General features: G+C 65.9%; 19 protein-coding genes and 2 pseudogenes. 7 read left to right on the top strand and 14 right to left on the bottom strand.

What is annotated here, in order from left to right:
• Nucleotides 1–133 precede the first annotated feature (133 nt).
• The 6 genes and pseudogenes from J3R08_RS32835 to J3R08_RS09385 all read right to left on the bottom strand — a co-directional run bounded on the left by J3R08_RS32835 (nt 134) and on the right by J3R08_RS09385 (nt 4,010).
• Nucleotides 134–439: pseudogene (locus tag J3R08_RS32835) on the bottom strand (hypothetical protein).
• An 11-nt stretch (nt 440–450) separates the two neighbouring features.
• A pseudogene (locus tag J3R08_RS32830) lies at nt 451–558 on the bottom strand (hypothetical protein); the annotation flags it as partial.
• 152 nt (nt 559–710) lie between these two features.
• Nucleotides 711–1,208 carry a hypothetical protein gene (locus J3R08_RS09400; protein ID WP_209960751.1) on the bottom strand — a complete coding sequence of 166 codons (498 nt, stop codon included), beginning with the start codon at nt 1,206–1,208 and terminating at the stop codon, nt 711–713.
• The gene (locus J3R08_RS09395; RefSeq protein ID WP_209960749.1) at nt 1,189–1,869 is read right to left on the bottom strand and encodes a hypothetical protein; all 681 of its coding nucleotides are present in this window, start codon (nt 1,867–1,869) and stop codon (nt 1,189–1,191) included. Before J3R08_RS09395 ends, J3R08_RS09400 begins: the two co-directional genes overlap by 20 nt.
• Nucleotides 1,870–2,774: 905 nt before the next feature.
• Entirely contained in the window at nt 2,775–3,407 is a 633-nt protein-coding gene (locus tag J3R08_RS09390; RefSeq protein ID WP_209960747.1) for a hypothetical protein, read from the bottom strand.
• Nucleotides 3,408–3,584: 177 nt separating this feature from the next.
• Nucleotides 3,585–4,010, bottom strand: a complete 426-nt coding sequence (locus J3R08_RS09385) for a hypothetical protein (protein ID WP_209960745.1) — start codon at nt 4,008–4,010, stop codon at nt 3,585–3,587.
• A 185-nt stretch (nt 4,011–4,195) separates the two neighbouring features.
• Here J3R08_RS09385 and J3R08_RS09380 point away from each other — a divergent pair, with 185 nt between their 5' ends.
• Nucleotides 4,196–4,603, top strand: coding sequence for a hypothetical protein (locus J3R08_RS09380; protein WP_209960743.1), 408 nt, complete (start codon nt 4,196–4,198; stop codon nt 4,601–4,603).
• A 909-nt stretch (nt 4,604–5,512) separates the two neighbouring features.
• Here J3R08_RS09380 and J3R08_RS09375 read toward each other — a convergent pair.
• Entirely contained in the window at nt 5,513–6,904 is a 1,392-nt protein-coding gene (locus J3R08_RS09375; protein ID WP_209960741.1) for an AAA family ATPase, read from the bottom strand.
• A 1,054-nt stretch (nt 6,905–7,958) separates the two neighbouring features.
• On the opposite strand from J3R08_RS09375, the gene J3R08_RS09370 reads away from it, so the two are divergent.
• The 3 genes from J3R08_RS09370 (at nt 7,959) to J3R08_RS09360 (ending at nt 9,296) form a co-directional block, all read left to right on the top strand.
• Complete coding sequence (locus J3R08_RS09370; RefSeq protein ID WP_209960739.1) at nt 7,959–8,270, top strand: hypothetical protein; 312 nt, start codon at nt 7,959–7,961, stop codon at nt 8,268–8,270.
• Between the two features lie 128 nt (nt 8,271–8,398).
• The gene (locus J3R08_RS09365; RefSeq protein WP_209964518.1) at nt 8,399–8,902 is read left to right on the top strand and encodes a hypothetical protein; all 504 of its coding nucleotides are present in this window, start codon (nt 8,399–8,401) and stop codon (nt 8,900–8,902) included.
• Nucleotides 8,903–8,984: 82 nt separating this feature from the next.
• Complete coding sequence (locus tag J3R08_RS09360; protein ID WP_209960737.1) at nt 8,985–9,296, top strand: hypothetical protein; 312 nt, start codon at nt 8,985–8,987, stop codon at nt 9,294–9,296.
• Between the two features lie 199 nt (nt 9,297–9,495).
• Here the strand turns inward: J3R08_RS09360 and J3R08_RS09355 are convergent, their stop codons facing one another.
• A complete protein-coding gene (locus J3R08_RS09355) occupies nt 9,496–10,017 on the bottom strand; it encodes a GNAT family N-acetyltransferase (RefSeq protein ID WP_209960736.1) in 522 nt (173 codons plus the stop codon).
• Nucleotides 10,018–10,501: 484 nt separating this feature from the next.
• On the opposite strand from J3R08_RS09355, the gene J3R08_RS09350 reads away from it, so the two are divergent.
• Entirely contained in the window at nt 10,502–11,173 is a 672-nt protein-coding gene (locus J3R08_RS09350; protein ID WP_280841878.1) for an SMI1/KNR4 family protein, read from the top strand.
• 175 nt (nt 11,174–11,348) lie between these two features.
• Here the strand turns inward: J3R08_RS09350 and J3R08_RS09345 are convergent, their stop codons facing one another.
• Both J3R08_RS09345 and J3R08_RS09340 read right to left on the bottom strand, forming a co-directional pair.
• On the bottom strand, nt 11,349–12,395 hold the full coding sequence (locus tag J3R08_RS09345; RefSeq protein ID WP_209960734.1) for a hypothetical protein: 1,047 nt from the start codon (nt 12,393–12,395) through the stop codon (nt 11,349–11,351).
• 42 nt (nt 12,396–12,437) lie between these two features.
• Nucleotides 12,438–12,770 carry a PadR family transcriptional regulator gene (locus tag J3R08_RS09340; protein ID WP_047893845.1) on the bottom strand — a complete coding sequence of 111 codons (333 nt, stop codon included), beginning with the start codon at nt 12,768–12,770 and terminating at the stop codon, nt 12,438–12,440.
• Nucleotides 12,771–13,129: 359 nt separating this feature from the next.
• On the opposite strand from J3R08_RS09340, the gene J3R08_RS09335 reads away from it, so the two are divergent.
• Together J3R08_RS09335 and J3R08_RS09330 are read left to right on the top strand one after the other, a co-directional pair.
• Nucleotides 13,130–14,044 (top strand): aminoglycoside phosphotransferase family protein, encoded by a 915-nt coding sequence (locus J3R08_RS09335; RefSeq protein ID WP_209960732.1) that lies wholly within the window; start codon nt 13,130–13,132, stop codon nt 14,042–14,044.
• A 182-nt stretch (nt 14,045–14,226) separates the two neighbouring features.
• Nucleotides 14,227–14,946 carry a GNAT family N-acetyltransferase gene (locus tag J3R08_RS09330; RefSeq protein ID WP_209960730.1) on the top strand — a complete coding sequence of 240 codons (720 nt, stop codon included), beginning with the start codon at nt 14,227–14,229 and terminating at the stop codon, nt 14,944–14,946.
• A 929-nt stretch (nt 14,947–15,875) separates the two neighbouring features.
• Here the strand turns inward: J3R08_RS09330 and J3R08_RS09325 are convergent.
• The 4 genes from J3R08_RS09325 to J3R08_RS32655 form a co-directional block, all read right to left on the bottom strand.
• Nucleotides 15,876–16,334 carry a hypothetical protein gene (locus J3R08_RS09325; RefSeq protein WP_280841877.1) on the bottom strand — a complete coding sequence of 153 codons (459 nt, stop codon included), beginning with the start codon at nt 16,332–16,334 and terminating at the stop codon, nt 15,876–15,878.
• A gap of 849 nt (nt 16,335–17,183) precedes the next feature.
• Nucleotides 17,184–17,375: a hypothetical protein gene (locus J3R08_RS31930; RefSeq protein WP_245254705.1), complete on the bottom strand. Its 192-nt coding sequence runs from the start codon at nt 17,373–17,375 to the stop codon at nt 17,184–17,186.
• A 78-nt stretch (nt 17,376–17,453) separates the two neighbouring features.
• Entirely contained in the window at nt 17,454–18,212 is a 759-nt protein-coding gene (locus J3R08_RS09315; protein WP_064447519.1) for a YwiC-like family protein, read from the bottom strand.
• 5 nt (nt 18,213–18,217) lie between these two features.
• Nucleotides 18,218–19,570, bottom strand: a complete 1,353-nt coding sequence (locus J3R08_RS32655; RefSeq protein ID WP_209960729.1) for a multicopper oxidase domain-containing protein — start codon at nt 19,568–19,570, stop codon at nt 18,218–18,220.
• Nucleotide 19,571: the final 1 nt, after the last annotated feature.

Genomic DNA, 19,571 nt, shown 5'->3' with positions numbered 1-19,571 from the left:
GGGTTCTGCCACCGCCACAGCCTGATGGCCGCGATGCCGTCCGGCAGCCAGGCCGGACGGCGTGTCATCGAACACCGCGAACCTTCGTGGTCAGAGCACTAGCTACATACCGGCATGAACGGGCCGTGGGTGGTCACCGCGCAGTGATCGCCCGCGCCTGTCGGCTGATCGCCCATCCACCTACCAGCAGGGGTACGGCGTGAATCGCGCCCACCACGCCCGGCACCCGGCACGTGCCGTCGAGCCCGCGGGCGTGCACCGGGGGGATCGCCTGTTCCTGCCGTGTGCTCACCGCTCGCCCTCCCGTGGCCAGTGTCTACGATTGATCGGAATCCGGCGCCGGACACGGCACGGCAGGCGGGCTCCGCAGCGGCAGGCACGCCGCCAGAGCAGCCACGACCCCGCACTGGCACGAAGCGGCAGGGCCAGCCACGGACAGCCAGTACGCGTCACATAAAGAATCGCCACGAAGATTGCCGTATCGGATGCGACGGTGACCGCCCCCGACGTCGCCCTCGCAACCGGCGTGAGCAGCGGCGCGATCAACGCCCAGCGCACATAAGGCAGATCACCTAGATACCGCCGACACCGCCTGTTCCGCTCCCGCCACACCCGCTGCGAAGGATAACGACGGCAGCAACAGACTGCGTATCAACGGTCAGGTGCAACGTCATCAGAAAGCCCTCGGTTTGGAAGCGGTCGAGTCGATTTCAAACTTCTTCGGCGCGGTTGACCTGCTCCTGCAACATGATCATGGGAGCAAGGCGTGGTCGGACAGCCCTTTCATTCAAGGCATCAACCCCCGCGTTGACCGCAGTGCCGACGAAAGGTACGGGCAGAAACCCGGTCAATATATCCGTCGCTAAGCTGATTCCATGCATAGTGCGGGCCAGGCGCCGATCCCGTCGCCGCTCGGCGACTCGATACCCCTTTAGGGCCTTCGCGAATTCCCTGCTGTAAGTATCGCGAAAACTGCTGTCGATTTCCTCTTGATACTTGGTCTTCGTTGGCGAAATCTCGGCAGAAGATCCCGCTTCCAGGAAGTCGTGATTTAGTGCCTCTATTATCCGAGCAACTAATTGTCGGAACTTGAGGGCATACGTCTCGCTGGCAATCTGAGCGAATTTTTCATCGTCGATGGCAGTTAAGTGCTCCTCAGATATTCGTAGCGCCCGAGTAACCGAGAGCTCAACGAGCCGGGAGGTCATGGTCCGGTTGGAAGCAGTAGAAATGGAGAGGTCGCGGAACGCGCGTACCTAGCTCCTGGGCCCCGGTAGCGAAGAAGGCCACATTTATGCGACGCGCCAGACGGTCGGCAATCGCTTTTTTGCTCTCATCCACACTGAGTGGATTGAGAACTTCGGTCCGGATCCTGCCCAGCGGTGATGCCCCGGCCGCGACACATTCGACGATCCTAGTCTTGACGTCGTCGGCCAGGTCGGGCTCGTCGGCAAGAATCGCGTGGACGGCTATTAGAAACTGCTTACCGAGACCGGTTCTGTCGGGCCGCCCGAGGCGAAGGACCTGATACGGGTTTTGCTGGAAGAACTCCGCGCGCTTTTTAATTCCGTCGATGTCGGATGGATCAATCGGTCGGGACTGAAAGAAAGCCGGCCGTTCGTCGCCCTGCCTCCGGTAGGCGCGCTCCCACTTGACTGAATGATTCTCCAAGTCATCGTCATCGCCACGCATCACCGGCAAGATGAAACCCAGCCGGAGCAGGTCTCGATTGCGAGCGATGGCTTCGTACATCGCTGGCTCTTCGAAGACATTGCCCGGATGGACGAGCACGTGCGAGGAAAAGAGAATCGAGGAACGAATTTTTCGTGACAGGAAATCGCTGTCTGAAGTGCGGTGCTGGGACGTCATTCCGCCCTCGATCAGGTAGACTCCACTTGGGCCGTCAAGGCTTGAATGAGCTCTCGTTACGGGCATCGGCTTCGTTCATCCGATCTCATCTGTCGGCTTCGCTATAACGCCGATGGTAAGGATGGAGTCAAGCCCGGGCTAGTTATAATCCCATCGAAGTCCGCAAGTCGGAGTGTCGTGAACGTCGTTCGTCAGAGACCGTGGCCGTTTGCCCGGAGCCCTCCAATCTGACGTCAGCGGCCGTTGGCTCGGCTGCTCCCGACCCGCCCCCACGGCCTACTCGTCAACCATCGTGCTTACACATGCCGAGCCTCGGGCCCATCCGAGGAAGCGATGGTGCAGGTGGCCGGCGGGAACATGGGAGGTCCTGGGCGGCGTCGACGAGCTGGGCGGCGAGGTAGAGGCCCAGCGACACGGGGGCGCGATCATCTTCGGCTCGCAATTCGCGTCCTCGGGTTTGGCATGGCCACTCTCCCGCACAGCCGCCGCAGTTCCAGGTCGGTTTGATCGGTTGGTGGGTGGTCATCGCGGGCCGTTCTGGTTAGTACTCCAACGTCACTCCGCTTGTCTGCGCTGGTAGTGGGATCGACGGGCTCGGGGCCTGGGATGTTCGCCGCCAGAGCGACCTGTGCAGGGTGTGCGCTGGTGGTGGTGCTGTGGCGAGGACGAACGCGTTGAGGAGGCGGCGGATCTCAACGAAGATCAACGCGATGATCTCCGCATCAGCGTTGGGCTGCTGCGCGGTGGCGGCGAGGATGGTCAGGACTGAACCGGTGGGGGTCACCGGAATCTTGAAGGACGAGGAAGGCCCGGTCAGGTGTTAAGGGCTGGTTCCGAGCAGGTGCAGGAGCGCCGGCCTGCCGGTGGCACGCAATGCAGTCCTGTGACCGCGATCGGTGTGGTTCTCAGCCGATGGCGCCTTCGATCTTGTCGGTCAGCTCGAGGATGTCCGGAACGGCGTTCAACACGGTTACCTCGACCAAGGCGCCATCGCGGCCGTACCGGCGGCGGTACTCGGCGTAGGGGTAGTCGGCGATCGGCAGCCAGGATCGATGCCCCCGCAGGGGGTGGTTCTTCTGCGTCACGGCCCCGGAGTTGAGCCGGCAGAGTTCGATTCGTGGGCCATGTCGCTCGACAAGGGCGCGGGTGTCGACGTGCAGGACCACTTGGTCCTCGGTGCGGTACTCCTTCGCTTGACGCAGCCGGTCCAGCCGCTCAGCGCTGGCCCAGAAGAAGACCCGGGAGTTGATGGCCGCGAGGTACTCGGTCAGCGATGAGTTTGGATCAATCTTCTCCGCGACGAATTTCATCGGCTTCTGATCGCGGATCACGGCAGGCGGCAGGCCGGGCGCGCGCAGAACGGTGGACTGCTTGCGAGGGGCGCTCAGTAGTCGGTCACGCTCGGCGGCGTCGAGGTCGAACAAATCGATCAGTTGCTGCGTGGACAGAAGACCGTGTCGTTGCACCGATGGCCACGCGGTCGCCGACATCGTGTGGAAGACCTGCGGATGGCGCGCGATCAGTTCCTCGACGTCCATGACGGTCATCATGTCGGACGTTTGCGACTACGGGCCATCAGGGATCCGGCCGACGTCCTCCCCTCACCTGGTCGACGGATGGCCTGCAGCGCTGGCGCTCCTCGGCGCTACGCGCGTACGCCTGTCGAGACAACCCCACCCTTCGTAGTGACCGGATCGCGGCAGATTCGGATGCTGCTACAGCACGGTTGTCCGACTGTCCCCAATATCGCCTACGACGAGCATGAGCTGCAGCGGTAGCTCATTGTCGTAGTGGCCGACCTCGACGATGATGCCGCGGTCGCCAACATGCCAGACGTCGACCTCGCAGAACCAGCCGGCCAAGTAGTCGAAGAGCAAGCTGCCTGGCTCGTCATGCGGCGGATTGCCAGAGACGTACGGCATGAGATCTTTCGGCTGCGGCGACCCATACCGGATGGTGATGGCCTGCGCAAAGCGATCACGGTCCGCCTCGAACTCGGCGCAACGAGGTTCGTAGATCTCATCGCGAGTCTGGCAGTCCCAGAAGTCCTCGCTCACCCGCAGATCGACGTGATGCACGTCAGCGTCAGCCGGCAACTGCCTCACGAGAAGGTCGTCGAGCACCGAAAGCCATTGATCCACGGCAGCGACCTTACGCCTTCGGACCCATGGAAGGGTCTTGAAACTTGGAGCCCTCGACCTCGGCAGGCAGACCGTTCCGCTGGCGGAGCCGCTACGGATGGTAAGTGACACCGGCCAGCCCAGGCCCGCTCGGCGGCAGATCCGGACGGCGGATGAGGGGCGGCGAGTTGAGGGATGATGCGCCGATGGATGATCACCAGAGCTGCCGTCTTTCCGTCAGCGACGGCGAGCTGGAGCTTGCCGGCCCGCCAGCTGCCCTCCGTGCCCTCGGCCGGCTGCTACGGCAACATGCTGGGCATTTCGAGGTAGCGATCACGGGCGGGGTCGTCGCCCAGGAGAGGACCACCGGCCCACTGCTTGTCAGTCTGCAAGGCGAGACCACGCTGCATTTCTCCGGTGGCCGCGAGTATTTCGACATCATCTGGGATGCACTCGATGGTGTGGCCGAGCAAGCCGAGACCGCCGATGACCGGGCAGTCCACCGCCATCAGCACATCGAGTACCTTCCTGGGGACGACTACCGGTCGCCAGGCTCAGTCCCATTGATCATCGTGGCCGACTGGCCAGATGTTCCGCAGCAGACAATGCACTGATCTCGGCATGAGCGGACGTCGTCGGCCTATGAAGCGGAGCCGCCGGTGCTGACGCTTTTGGGCGCGCCGAAGATGTCACCGCCCAGGAAGCCCTGGTCAGATGGCTGCCAGTGGGATTCGAGTCTCAACTGCCGGAATCCCTACCAACTCCGCCGTCGCGGATCTAGAGCCGCACGTCGATGCAGGATCGTCCCGGCGACTGGCGTCAGCGAGCCCAGGACGACGAAGCCAACAGCAGGCAGGCGGGAAGCAACCGGAGATGACCACTTCGGGGTTCTCTAGGAGGTCACGCCGGAACCGCTTGCCACATCACCGCAGGTGAAAGCCCTCGGCTCTGCCCGGTGTCGGTGGGCACTTCGGGCGCGGTGACCACTTCGCCAACCTGCACCCAATCTGCACCCACCTGCAAGGCCAGGCCATCCAGCAGCTCCTTACCGCCGCGACCTGCGCACACTCTCCCGCCAGGCAACATAGAGCTATGTCGAACATTAGCTAGAAACGCCGAGCACTCCGCGGGAAACAGGACGGCACACCGAGTCTGACCTGCGAAAACGCGAAGCCGCAGGCAGGGGTGGGTGCAGTTAGGTGCGACCAGCTGCCGTTCGGTGCGATTCCGGGCCCTTCGGTGCACCCTGCTGCTCCCAACCTGCTCCCCCCGACCAGGGGCTCGCGACCGGGCTGCTGCGTCCAGCCAGCGTCGAACCGTCCTGCACGTCGTCCGTCAGACACTGTCGACACTTGCCCGAGCCGTCCTGGCTGACGCCGACGCCAGGTCAGCGACCGGTGGCTCAGCTGCTCCCGATCCACTCCCACGGTCCGGTTGTCAACCCGACATGCTCAGGTATGCTGCGGCCTATCAGCGGCGTAACAGTGCGTACAGGTACATTCGCTGGGACCGCCCCAGACGGCCTACTTCGATCCCCTGTCGTTCCGCCATATGATGTTTTTATCACCGGCGAGGTTGTCTCCCGCAATTCTCACATCCCCGAAATTCGTGATGCCGTTGATGGAAATTGCAGGAACTTCAATCGCGCGCTGCCGCAACTCTCGCTCCGCGCGGTGCCGCAAGAAAAATGCGAAGTACGGGTCGGATATATGTACGATTGACAGCGTAGTGTCGTAGTCGACCACCGGCTCACCCTCTAGGTGCTCCCTCGATATACGCGCCAACTCCTCTAGAACGCGAGTAACTTCATTACGCTGAGGTGGATCGGCTTCCATTGAATCCCGAAGGGAGTTCCGAAGCTCTTCGTATGTCAGGCTGGTTAGAGGTCCCGTCTTCCCAATTGCCAGCAAGACAGCACCATAGATGTCAACGACGAGGCCGTTCCGCATGGGCCGCAGCTTCCGATCCGTCCGCTGACGCGGGCCGCGTACTAGAACGTCAAAAGCACTCTTCGATGCCTCCAACGCCCTCTCTTCAAAGAAGATGGACCAAGAGGGCCGTTGAAGTGCAGTAGCTGGGTCCGCCTTACGACGAATTCCGTTGTATTTACATACATGCAAACAGAATTCCTGCATAAGATGTGGACTCGCGAAACTCTCCGACGCAAGGCGTGTCGCAATCTCGGCACCCTCGTCGACCGCCCCCAGGGCCGTGAACCCACGCTGAGCAATTTCCATCAGCTCGTCGTTTGACCAAAAGCCTACTGAAAGATGCTGGACCCGTCCGGTCATCTCCTTCTCGACCCGGACCACATCATACGCGCGATGCGGGACCGCGATTACGATGACCGGCACGCCGTCGAAAATCAAGTCCTTTAGGGCACGAACTATTTCTAGCTGGACACTTGTTGCTATATAGTGGAAGTCGTCGATGACCAAAACGTGACGCGTCGTGGCTAACGCGCGCTTGGCCGCCCTGCCTGTTGGCCGCTCTCGGGCCAATTTGTCGGTATGAGTCGCGGACATGGTTTCTTGACCTTGTCTTTGCCCCGCAATGAACCCCTTAATTCCCATTTCCAGGCCTGTGGTTCTGCCCGCCGAAGCGCCGTCTTGCCTTGTCGTTTCATGGGTTGTATTGACGGCGAGCTCGTCCGCGATTATCGCCCATAGGTCGGAGAGGGTCCGAATATCACCGCCAGCAACCCAAATGCTCGACTCCTTAGCGAGGGCGCGCCGCACAAGTACTGTTTTACCTGTCTTGGTCGGCCCCGAGACTGACAAGATCTTATGTCGCTCGTCGAGGTAGTCCGCCACCTTTTCCTCGAGGTGCAAACTGGGGCGGGGATTGTATGTGACTCGTGGCATCCCGCCTGCGACGAAGACGTCACCCAGGCGAACTCTGACCTGCCGCTCCATCTCGCAAGCATAGCCATCACCGTGACCGGCGCGAGGTGTCAGATTTTAGGCAGAATTTTGATTTCAATATACCATGAGCCGCGATCCTTGGTTTTGGGAGAGTTACTCACGTCGGCGTGTGCGGACGTCGCCCCTGAAGCGGAGTCACGGTTCTGACGCTTTTCGGGTCCGCCGAAGAGGAAGCCCTGCTCAGAGGTTTGCCGGTGGGATGCGGGTCTCAACTCGCGGGATCCATACCGACGCCGCCACGACAGCCCCCAGAGCCATGCATCGGTGCGGCATCGCTATCGTGATCGACGTTGGCCGGCCCCAGGCCGACAGCCGGCGCCAGCCAGGCGGGGAGCAGCGAACCCTGACCACTTCGGTCCGCTCTGGGAGGTCACGCCGGCCCGCTTGCCCACATCACCGCAGGTCAGAGCCCCTCGGCTCTGCCCGGTGTCGGTGAGCACTTCGGGCGCGGTGACCACTTCGCCAACCTGCACCCAATCTGCTCCCACTTGCAAGGCCAGGTGATTCAGCAGCTCCTTACCGCCGTGACCTGCGCACACTCCCCTACCAGGGGACATAGAGTGCTGTCGACTGATGCGCAAAACCGCGCAGCACTCCGTGTGAAGCAGGACGCCGCGCGGACTTTGACCTGCGGAAACGCAAAGCTGCAGGCAGGGGTGGGTGCAGTTGGGTGCGGTCAGATGCCGTTCGGTGCGGTTCGGCGCCGTTCAGGACGCCCTGTTGCTCCCAACCTGCTCCCCCGATCAGGGGCCCGCGACCGGGTTGATGCCTCCAGGCTGCCGGACCGTCCTGCACGTCGTTCGTCAGACGCCGTGGCCGCTTGCCCAAGCCGTCCTTGTGACGCCAACGCCCGCTCAGCAACCGTTGGGCTCAACTGCTCCCGATCCGCTCCCACGGCCCCAGTTGTCAACCCGACAAGCTCAGACTTGCCGAGCCTTATCAGCGGCAGATCAGTGCGGCTCCGCCTGCCGGCTGCGCGAGGCGGTTTCGTAAACCGTTCGGGCTAAGGTAGCCCGGTTCCTTCGACGTATGTCACGCTCCGGCGGTGACGATCACCAGGCCGACGGTTGCCGGAGCGGTCGTTGCCCTCACTGGGCACGGCCTTGCTGTTGGGTTCACGATTGCCCTGGCCACCGCCGCTGGTGGCGGCCCGAATTCGGACTTGGATGCCGGTGGGAGATTCGCGGCGCTCTTCTTCGGCGTACTCACGTACGGCATTGCGCAGCTGGTGTTGCTGGGCAGCTGCTTCGCGCTGTCCGGACGGCTCGGCCGTGGGTCATCGTCTGGCCTCGCGGCTGGCTGGATATTGGGACTGGCCGCGGGCCTGTACTACTTGTGCGGCGGGTTCGGTACCTAACGAACGCGCGGCAGCCCCGCCTGCTCACTGCACGGGCCGCTCGTCACGCGCCGTGACGCCCGGTCGGCGGCATGAGCGGATACTCGACGAGACGACAAGCAAGCCGCGTCGGCCACGAAGGGACGAGCGTGCAGGACGACTATCCGGCGACGGTTCGGGTCCGCGGTCTCGTTGTTCCTGACCTGCTACTCGTTCTCCTGCGGGAGGGCAGGTGGAACCATCCGGGCGAGCCTGCTGTCGCTCGGGTCTTGCCCTGGTTCCACGATCCGCTGGACTTTCTCGGCAGCATCGAGCAGATGGAGCGGGAGTCACAGTCGCTCGACCGCCTGATCCAGGATGACGAAACGGCGGAGCTGTTCCGATGCGCGCGAGAACCGACGGCAACCGGTGCGGTCGAACTCCCGTGGCTTGACGTTGACCGCGCCTTCTTCATCGCCGTGGCGCAGTACGCCGGTGACGACACCGCGATTGCGCTCGACTACCGAACGAGTTCGGCTGATCCACGAGTCGTTGCCAGCGATGTTTGGACCAGCTCTGCGCCTTACGCCTGGCGAACGGTCTCGGAAACCTTCTCCGAGTTCGTAGCCGAGCTGCGCCTCGACGGAGCGGACGCCGAGCCGGCGGCCGGCTGAACGTGGACAACGTTGGGCACCCGCAAACGCGCGGCGGGAATGAGAGCGACGAAGAGGGTTTCGCCGTCTACCGTCGCAGGCGATGACGCACGAAGAATCCGCACTGGTCAGCGACCGATGGTCGCGACTCGCAGCGGAACTTGCCGGCGCGCTTTGCGAAGCAGACGAGGACGACCCGGCGGGGCAGGTCGCCGACCTCCGAATCCTCCAGCAGTGTGACTGCCGCGACGCCTTCTGCCAGAGCTTCTACACGCAGCCTCCACCGGACGGCGCCTACGGCCCCGGCCACCGAAACGTCGGGCTCAGCCTGGACCGGCCGGGAATGCTCGTCCTCGATGTGGTCGACGACCTGATCATGTACGTCGAAGTCATCGACCGGCGACCCCTCAGCTGACACTTCGTGATCCCTGGCGCAACAGGCCCCGTAACCGCGCCTTATACGCGGCAGATCAGTGCGTTCGATCTGGGCGAGGCTCATCCGTCCCTGTCAGCGGTCCCGGACGGTTTCCCTGTCCGAATCGGCCCCTTCCGCCGGTCGCTCTTTCGCTCCGCGTACAAGGGCGCTCTTCTTGATGTCCGGCGCCGGTGGCAGGTCAGCGGCTGAGCGTGATCCAGTAGCGGCGGACCCGGACGTGCCCGGTGTCGAGGATTCCCTGGAGCACGCCGCCCTGGCTTTCGATGGTGCGTGCCGAGGCGAGGTTGTCCTCCAGGCAGGGGATGAGCACCCGGTGCAGACCCAGCACGGTGCGGGCCTCGCGGAGCATCTCGCCCAGGGCCCAGCTCGCCAGGCCGCGCCGGCGGGCGGAGGGACGTACGCCGTAGCCGATCTGGCCCAGGTCGTCGTCCTGCCAGTGCTGCATCGCGATCCCCCCGAGCACCTGCCCGTCCTCGAGGATCCATCGGCAGGAGGCGTGCCTCTCGTCGGGGCATGGCGCCCCGGCCCCGTGGTCGAGCCGGACACGTCGCCGCACCCAGTCGGCGAAGCCGTCGGGCGAGTCCAGGTCGTCTTCGGGGCCGATGCCGAAGCCGTCCTCGTGCAGACCGGGTCCCCAGTCGTCGCGGCAGTCCTGGAAGGCGGCATACAGGCTGCTGGTGGGCGATATCAGAGTTGGCATGCGGGCCAGCGTAGCCACGGTCGAGGCCTCCGACGATCCCCTCGAATCCGCTGTGGACCAGGCTCTCTCGGCCGCCTCTGCTGTCGGCGAGGCTGTTCGTTCAGGGGAGTACGTGTGTGCCCGCCCGGGCGACCATCGAGGGCCTCAGGGTGGGTAGCTAACTACTTGCGAGGCAGCACGCCCTCACCCGCGAGGGCTCAGCATAGCGAGGTGAGTGATATGCGTCACAAAGTGGTCGCGACACCGTCGGCGGGCGTCGCAGCAACACTGCTTTCACTCGCGTGTTCGGCGCTCCCCCACTGGGAACCACTGGCGGAGATCGGCCGGTTCCCCTGCCTCGCAGTTCCGCGGCCCGATCGGGCGAGCCGAGGAGACACACACCAGCGAGCAGGCCGTCGCCGACGACGTGACTGACCTCGCCGGCTAACCACCGACGCTCAGCGGCATGACCGCGCGCCCGCAGCACAACGTCTAGGGTGTCGCCGTGATCCCCTCGGATTGGTCGGATGTACCCGATCGCCTGGCCAGACTGTCGACGCACCCGTCTGCCAGCATGGTCTTCGGAGCCAACGGCCATCAGTGGCGACGCGAGCCTCCTCTGACCACGGATGAGCTGGCCGAGCTGGAATCACAGCTAGATGTCGAGCTACCCGCCGAGTACCGTTCCTTCCTCCTACAGGTCAGTCGCGGGGGTGCAGGCCCGGCGTACGGCCTCTTTCCCGCTCAACGGGTAGACGACCGCTGGCGTTGGGAAGGCGACGGTGCCGAACTCACCGACCTGAAGACGTTGAGCCGGCCGTTCCCGCACACCGATGCATTCAACCCCGCAGACGACCTGCCCGATCCCCCTGGCAAGGCGGACTTCGACTCCGAAGACAAGTTCAACAAGGCTGAAGACGCCTACTGGCAGCAGCACGAAGCTGTCGTCTTCTCGCCCGAACACTCCATCGGGCTGCTCTACCTCTGTCACCTCGGCTGCGCCTACCGCGAAGCCCTCGTCATCACCGGACCAACTCGCGGTCAGATGTGGGGCGACGACACCGCCAGCGACGGCGGGTTCCTGCCTCTGCACGAGCCCGACGGGAGCCCGACAGGCTTCACGCGCTGGTACCGAGGATGGCTCGAACAGGCCGAGAAGCAAACCCAGTCCCGATAAAGCCGGAACGCTCTGCAGCACGGAAGGCGGCCAGAAGCGGACGTGCCGGGAGTACTCTTTCCGCCATCCCGAATCGCTTCTACCGCCGTCGCTGGGCGGAGAACCGATGCGGGGAGTCCGCTGGCTGGGGCCACTCGGTCTGGTACTTCGAAGTGAGCGAGGGCCGCGGCTTGGCTCAGCCGGCCAGCCTCCGCCGGTGCCTGTGGCCGGGCACTGCGGTGATCAGCAGCCCGCCGACGACGGCAGCCGCGCCGAGGTAGGCCAGCGGCCGGAAGAGCATGAACGTATACCCGATCCAGGCCGGTCCTGCCGGCTGGTGCGGGGCAAAGTAGCTGGCGGCCAGCGCCAGGGCGCTCAGCGCGGTAGCGGGGAAGAGAGCGAGCAGTCCTACGCCGGCTACGACCACCGTGAGGGCCATCCGCGTTGGAGTGGCTTCCTGAATCCGCCGGAACGCCCAGGCCGCCATCAACCAACCGGCGGCAGCGCCGGCGATTAGCCCGGCCGTGGTCAGTGGGAGCACGGCGGCGGGCGTCGTACGGCTGACGGCTACTTGCAACCCATTGTGGGATTCGTCGAGGGCGCCCTCAGAGAAAACCTCCACCAGCCACCCATCCCGATAGACCGCTGACTCCGGACAGCAACCGGACAGATTCGTTTTGGCTGGCCGCCAACCGGCCGCCCGCATGCGTTGATCTGCCCCGTCAACCAACTGGCGCACCGGCCTGTCGTTGGGGTAGGTGAACTGGAAGAAGACCTTCCCCGCCCGGTACTCGTCGGTTCCGCCTATCAGGTACACCCATCGCGGATCGGTGTATTCGGGGTTGTCGTCGTAAATGAAGTCCCACCGTTGCGGCTCCGCCGATGTCCCCGGCGGTAACGCCGGCTCGACCATCCGCAGCGCGTCGGCGTTGCTCGGCAAGGGTTGCGCGGTCTGCCAACCCAGGTAGCCGCCGAGCGCGCCGAGTGCCACGGCCGTGACTATGGCAGCGCAGATCACGCCGACTATTCCGGCTGCTCCCCAGACCCGGAATCGGAATCGGAGACCACCGGTAAGCAGGTCGACGGCTTCGGCGCGGGTCGGCCAGGCCCTGTCGACTGGAGCGGCGTCCAGCAGTGTCGTCACGATCTCGGCGCCGCGTCGGCGTCGGTAGGACCGCGGGTAGGCCAGCAGCAGCCGTCGGTAGCGGCGGGTGAGCTTCACCCGAACGCGTTGTTCTGGCATCTGGACTCCTTGCCGTTACGTGAGCACTGCCGATCAGAGGGATCAGGACGGAAGGAGCCCGGGCCGCGATGTCCACCCGGCTAGACGCTTGACGGCGACCTCTGCATTGCTGCGTAGCCGGGCAGTCTCCTGCCGCAGCGCGGCACCGCCCTGTTCGGTCAGCCGGTAGTAGCGCCGCACCCGACCATCGACCGTCTCCTCGCGGTCGATGGCGATCAGCCCTTCGGCGGTCAAGCGGTCCAACGCCGCGTACAGCGTGCCGGCGCTCAGCTTCACCCGCCCCTCGGACAGGACCGCCACCTGGCGCATCACGCCGTATCCGTGCAACGGCGGACCGGCCAACGCGGCGAGGGTCAAGAAGGTGGGTTCCCGCATGGTCACACCGGCAATATACAGATGATCGATACAACCGAACATATCTAGCTGGCCACAGCAACCGATCCCAGCGAGCACGGTCGACTACGGACAAGGCCCTGGCCTGTGCTTTGCGCGCCTTCTTCCTGCTGAAGCCCGGCGTGGCGGCGTGCCTGCCGTGCACCGTGATGGGGCAGTTTCGGGCCGTGCCGCCCCTGAACAACAACGGTTTCCGGCGAGTGTGAGTAAGCCACTCGTGATGTCGCTCGGCATGAAGCCAGCCGATCATGGCTGGTCGATACAGACCAGTGCGACAGTCGTCGACGGCGGTCGGCCTGCTGGGTGAACCGGCGGCGCTGCAGAAACTACTGTTGTTCCGCATGAGCCACGCCGAGGTCGAGATCACTGCGGAGTTGGTCGCGGATCTGGTGCGTGACCAGCACCCCGACCTCGCCGATCGCCCGGTCCGGCTGGGCGCGCGTGGGTGGGACAACCAGTTGTGGCGGCTCGGTGACGACCTGGCCGTTCGGCTTCCCTGGGCGACCGCATCCGCGGACGCGCTGCTGCGCAAGGAGTACTCCTGGCTACCGGGGCTTGCCCCTCGTCTTCCGCTGCCGGTCCCCGTCCCGCAGCGACTCTCCGAACCGTCCGAACGGTTCCCTCGGCCGTGGCTCATCACCACCTGGGTGGCGGGCACGCCCGCCGACCGCGCCCCTGTCACGCGAGCCGCCGACTCGGCCACATCCTTGGCCACTTTCCTGACGGCTCTTCATCAACCCGCCCGCAGCGGCGCGCCCGCAGGCCGGGACCGCGGCGGGCCACTGGCCGACTTAACCGGCGGATTCGCCAAGGCGCTCACCTCCGCCATCGAACGAGGACTGATCGACGACCCGGACGCCGTCCGAGCCATCTGGCACGACGCGGTCACCGCGCCTCAATGGACAGGCCCGGCGCTATGGCTGCACGCCGACCTGCACCCCGCCAACGTGCTGACCGCCGGCGGCGCCATCTGCGGCGTGATCGACTTCGGTGACCTCTGCGCGGGCGACCCGGCGTACGACCTCGCCGCCGTGTGGCTCCTGCTACCCGAGGGCAGCACCGACCACTTCTACGCGGCCTACCAGCCCGCAGCGGACACCGCCACCATGCGCCGCGCCCGCGGATGGGCGATCGCACGCGCCCTCGGCGGCATCCTCATCGGCGACGCCGGCGTCCACGGCCGCCCCGGCGGCAAACCCACCTGGGGTCCACCCGCTCACGCCGCCCTGCAACGCCTCACCGCCACAATCCACTGACTCCGCGATCGCCTCGAGGTCGAACAGACGGCATGATCAACCACCCTCACATCGGCGGGGCGCGCACGCCCGGCTCAGCGCACGTGCACGACGAGGGCTCGACTTGCGGCCAGAAGAGCGCGCCACGCCTGGCCCGGCGAACTCGATGGCCCGACCGTTACGCCAGACGTCAAGATGCGTTTGTGGCCCATGATCCGTTGCTCACTCGCGCTCGAGCGGCCTGGGTCGACATGGCTGGCGTTCCGACGGCCTTCCACGACGAAGGCGGCGTCGAGGTAGCCGTCTCGACCAGCTCCCTGCTCTGCCCACCCGGCTGGGTTGGCATCGTCGCGTTGGGCGACACCGCCATCATCACCGCGCCGACAGGCAGCCAGGCCGCAACGGTACGCACAATGCTGCATGACATGCCCCTCGAGACACTGACCGACAGTGACCGGCTGCGCGCCATCCTTCCCATCGACGAGGTGCTGGGGCCGGCAAGCCTGGCGTACCTCGACGAGGGCGACTTCCAGCCAGCCGGACCCAATGACGTGGAAGTGGTCCTCGCCGGTCACGACGATCTCGCCACACTCCTGGCATCGGTAACGAAAGACGAAGCCGACGAATGCGGATTAGCCGACATCACCTCCCCCGCGTTCGTGGTCCGCCACGGCAAGCACGTCGTCGCAGCCGCCAGCTACCGCCGCTGGCCAGGCCTGCTGGCCCACATCGGCGTACTGACGAAGCCGGATCAACGCGCCCGCGGACTGGCGCGTGCCGCTGCCTCCGCAGCAGCTGCGGAGGCAATAGCGAACCGTCTGCTACCGCAGTGGCGGGCTCGACCGGAGCCCTCACGCCGAGTGGCGCGCGCGCTGGGGTTCCGCCAGCTCGGCGCCCAACTGAGCATCCGTCTCAAGACCTGAACCCACAACGCGCCATACCACGACCTTGCCAACGGCCATACCCAGCACTGAACCGCCCCGGATGTTGCAGAGCCCGTCGGCCATCCGATACCGAACCGCAGACGCTTCGGGCACGCCGAAGAGGTCGCCGCCCAGGAAGCGCTGGTCCGCGCGCTGCTCGTGGGATTCGAGTCTCAGCCCCCGGAATCACATCGACGCGAGCACGGCGCAAGACAGAGCCATGCGTCGATACGGCAGGCCCTCTCGACCGGCGTCAGCGGGTCCCGGCGGCAGCCGGCACCAGCAGGACGAGGAGCAGCGAACCCTGACCACTTCGGTCTTCTCTGGGAGGTTACGCCGCATCGCTCGACCGCATCACCGCAGGTCAAAGCGTTTCGCCCGGCGCCGTGCATGTGAGCACTTCGGACTCGTTGATCTCTTCGCCAACGTGCGCCCAATCTGCTCCTACTGGCCAGGCCAGCCCGTCCAGAAGCTCCTTACCGCGGCGACCTGCGCATACACCCCCGGCCAGGCAACATAGAGAGCCATCGACTGCCACCCAGAACGGCGGAGCACTCCACGTGAAGCAGAACGCTGCACCGACTCTGACCTGCGGAAACGAGAAGCCGCAGGCAGGGGTGGGTGCAGTTGCGCACCGTTGGGTGCCGTTCGGTGCGGTTGAGGGCCGTTCAGTGCACCCTTTTGCTCCCAACCTGCTCCCCGATCCCGGGCCCGTGACCGGGTTGCTGCAGCCAGGCTGGAACGGCGTCCTACAAGTCGTTCGTCAGAGATCGTGGCCGCTTACCCGAGCGGCCTTGGCTGGCGTCGGCGCCTGGCCAGCGACCGTGAGGCTCAGTCGCTCCTGACCCCCGCTCCTACGGTCCGCTCGTCAACCGGACGTGCTCAGGAATGCCGCGCCTTATCAGCGGCATGAGCGGATGCGGCGTCGGCTACCTCGGGAGGTGTTCGACCGCAGCCGCAGGCACAGTCGCGACTATATAATCCTCGGTCAGATCCGACTGCACGTCGATCATCGGGCCTCGGCCGGCGTAGCGTACGGTGAAGCTGATCTGCCGGAGCCACGTCTCGTCGTATCTCGAGAGAGCTTCCGGCAGTGCGCCCACGAGTCGGACCTCGTCGCCCGGCTTGAACGGAGCGTCTGCCGGGGCCTCGGTGCGGAGGACGGCCGAGATCGCGTGGATGAGGGACTCCAGCGGTTCAGTGTCTGCGCCGTAGTGGACGAGATGGCCGGCGTGGCCGAAAATTTGCTCGGCCTCGGCTCTGCTCAGATCGGCGAGCGCCTCGGCCGCGCCGCCGGACAGGGCCTGCCCCTCCGACAGGGCAAGTTGCGCAGCCAGCGCTGAAAGCAGCCGATCGATGACACCATCTGTAACGTCGGCCTCTACCACCCGGTGAGGATACGGCGAACAGCGGCACTTCTGTCGACCGGTATACGACGGGGCGCCGACATCCGCTCATCGGCATGAGCGGACGTCGTCGGCCTATGAAGCGGAGCCACCGGTGCTGACGCTTTCGGGCGCGCCGAAGATGTCACCGCCCAGGAAGCCCTGGTCAGATGGCTGCCAGTGGGATTCGAGTCTCAACTGCGGGAAGCCCCACCAACTCCGCTATGGCGGGTCTAGAGCCGCACGCCGATGCTGGTTCGTCGCGGCGACTGGCTTCGGCGGGGCGGGCGGCGGGCCCGGGACGACAAGACGGCAGTAGGCAGGCGGAGAGCAGCCAAGGCTGACCACTTCGGTGTTCTCTGGGAAGTCACGCCTATCCAGTCGTCTGTACCGCCGCAGGTCAGAGCACCCGACTCGGCGCGATCTCGATGAGCACTTCGGGCGCGGTGACCACTTCGCCAACGTGCACCCAATCTGCACCCACCTGCAAGGCATCAACGCTTCCGAGGGCCTTACTGATTTGACCTGCAGACACTCTCCTACCAGGAGACATAGAGTGCCGTTGACTGCTGTTCAGTGCCGTTGAGTGCAGTTGTGTGAAGCAGGACGCCGCACCGACTCTGACCTGCGGAAACGAGAAGCCGCAGGCAGGGGTGGGTGCAGTTGCGCACCGTTGGGTGCCGTTCGGTGCGGTTGAGGGCCGTTCAGTGCACCCTGTTGCTCCCAACCTGCTCCCCCAATCCCGGGCCCGTGACCGGGTTGCTGCAGCCAGGCTGGAACGGGCGTCCTACAGGTCGTTCGTCAGAGATCGTGGCCGCTTGCCCGAGCGGCCTTGGCTGGCGTCGGCGCCGGTTAGCCGCGCCCCGCGTACCGCTCAGACCACCGCGGGCTGGGCTCGGTCGCCACCCTGCCGACCAGCACGATCCGCTGCGGGTCGAGCAGGAGGCAGCACGTGACGAGCCAACGGGCCAGTTCGTCGACGCGCTGGCGAAACTGCTCGCCGGGCGTCCAGATCGCCTCGGTCGTGACCAGCGAGCCGTACACCGGTTACCGGATCGAGGTCAAGATCCCGTTCAGCGTGCTGCCCGACAACATCTACTCCGGAGGACGGGGGCGCGCCGGTCAGAGCGTCGCAAGCACCCCGGCCAGAACGACCAGGCAGCACCCGATCTCGATCATCCCGACCTGCACAGGGCGGAGCCGGCGTGCCGGCAGCAGCGCGGCCCGGAGCAGGAGCAGCAGGAAGACCGGACCGAGCAGCACATCCAGCAGCCAGACCACGGCGGCCAGGGCGAGCACGTGGTATCCGATGGAGAGACGGAGGAAGCGACTGTCACCGCGTTGCCGGATCATCGTCTTGACACAGAGGACAGTGCCGAACAAGTAGAGCAGGAGCACTGCGAAGGCCGGGGCGACCCGGGTGACGGACACACCGGCGATGGTCGCCGCGACGAAGACCAGCAGGCAGCTCTGCGCCACCGAGGCCAAGTCGTTGAGCAGTGCCCGTTCCCGGCGATGCCAGGCGTATCCGGCGTTGACCGCCAGCAGCGCGGCGTAGCCCGGGGCGTACCAGAGGACGGCGGGCCGGGCGAGCGCCACAGTCGCCGCGAGCGGCGCCGCCAACAGGCCGTACACCAGCAGCTGGGGGGTAAAGCGGCTCGGCCGACGGCTCTTGATCGCCTGGAAGGCGTAATACGACAGCAGGTAGCCGGTCAGCCAGGCGCCGAGCAGCGGCAGGTGCGGCCAGCGCGGGCCGGCCAAGGCCACCCCCACGGTGTACGGCAGCAGGAGCATCGCCCACGCGCCGTGCTGGGGTGGGACGAACTGGCGCACGCGGCGGCGGCGCGTTACCGGGCGGTCGGCTACGACAGCGGTGTTCATGGTGGTCACCGGACCTCGAACAGGCCACGGGCGCCGCGCTCGGCGTCGACCATGGCGTGACTGACGAACGGGTAGTGCCCGGCTGCGGGGAAGACCGTCTCCACGAAGCCGCCGCCGGCCGGGGTGAGGGACAGCACCTGTGCTCCACCGGGGTCGGTCGGCCGGTTCTCCCAGTGCCCCTCCCGGTAGACGGTGTCGAACTGGGCGCCGACGATGTGGAACGAGCTGTCTCGGTTGGGGCCGGCGTCGAGCAACCAGACTCGGACCCGTTCACCGGCCCGGGCGGGCAGCGGACGGTGCGCGTACTGGGCGGGGTAGCCGTTGAAGACGACGGCGTCGGGGCGCTCCGCCTGCATCGCGGCCAGGTCGCCGGGCTCGCCGTCCGGGCCGAGGTAGAGCTCGGACTGGACGAGCACGAACTCGCGATCGACGCGGGGCAGGTCGGGCGGGTCGACGATGACCGCACCGTACATCCCGTTGCCGATGTGGTGCAGCATCGGCATGGTCGAGCAGTGGTACATCCAGATGCCGGCGCGGGTCGCGGTGAACCGGTAGGTCAGCCGCTGCCCGGGGTCGATCGGGCGCATCACCTCGTCCGGGGCGACGGCACCGGCGTGGAAGTCGATGCCGTGGTCCAGGGTGCCGTCGTTGACCAGGGTGATCTCGAAGGTGTCGCCGACTCGGCCGCGCAACACCGGGCCGGGCACGGTTCCGTCGAAGGTCCACAGCCGCTGCCGTACCCCGGGCGCGACCTCCCGGACGACTTCCCGGACGTGCAGCTCACGCCGGTGCAGCCGGCCGGGCGGCACGGGCGGAGCGGTGGCGTCCCGGGCGACGAAGGCCGCGCCAGGGTCGGCCATGGCATCGAGGCGCGGCCTCGTTCCCTCCGTCGCCGCGGCCGTCCCTGTCGGAGCGGCCACAGTGGCCCCCGTCGGGACGATCCGCAGTGTCATGCCGGCCTGCCGGTGGGCGGGCAGGGAGCACCAGCCCTCCACCGTCGCCCCGATCACGCCGGCGTCCAGCCGGGCGTCGCCGCCCCGCGTCAGCAGCGGTGTCTTCGCCCCGGAGGCCAGGACGAGGTCGTGGCGGCGGTTGTCCCGGTTGGTCAGCTCGATGACCAGTCGATCACCCCGGGGCACGTCGATCCGGTCGGGGTGGAAACGCATGCCGTCGGCGACCACGGTGACCGTGGTGGTGTGCCCGGTCGGGGTGACGGCGGTGGCGGCGGCGGGGACGGGCGCGTCACCGGAGACGCGTTGGGCGGCGACCCCGACGAGGACGGCGACGAGGACGAGGGCGAGACCCGCGGCTGCTCCGCCGAGCGGGCGGGGCACGGGGGCGTCGGTGCGCGCGGACACG

The organism is Micromonospora sp. HB375 (genome assembly GCF_017872985.1).
Classification (GTDB): Bacteria; Actinomycetota; Actinomycetes; order Mycobacteriales; family Micromonosporaceae; genus Micromonospora; species Micromonospora chalcea.
This window is presented reverse-complemented; position numbering and strand designations above follow the sequence as displayed.